The sequence below is a fragment of the Lactiplantibacillus fabifermentans DSM 21115 genome, from assembly GCF_000498955.2.
In the GTDB taxonomy this organism is placed as follows: domain Bacteria; phylum Bacillota; class Bacilli; order Lactobacillales; family Lactobacillaceae; genus Lactiplantibacillus; species Lactiplantibacillus fabifermentans.
In genome coordinates this window covers 1-251 of record NZ_AYGX02000156.1, presented here as the reverse complement: position 1 = coordinate 251, position 251 = coordinate 1, and the positions used below count along the sequence as shown (strand labels likewise).

Here is a 251-nt window from a genome sequence, read left to right as displayed (position 1 = left end):
ATCAGATTGTTTCTTGCGTATGCAACAGGTACTCGTGGAGAAAAAGATGCAAATGGATTTTACTATAAAGCTAATCGAGAATTTATTAGTCATGCCCCTGAAAACAGTGATGATGATTTTTCCAAGATGTTTACCCGGTCAGATGATCCAGAGAAGCCAGATGCTTATGACACAATTCCGGACATCAAAAAGTATCTTGATAAGGTAGATTGCAAATTTAATCCGAATTTTTGGACAAATTGTTCAGCATA

At 36.3% G+C, this 251-nt stretch carries 1 pseudogene; it reads left to right on the top strand.

What is annotated here, in order from left to right:
• Positions 1-251 (top strand): annotated as a pseudogene (locus DY78_RS16670) (hypothetical protein); the annotation flags it as partial.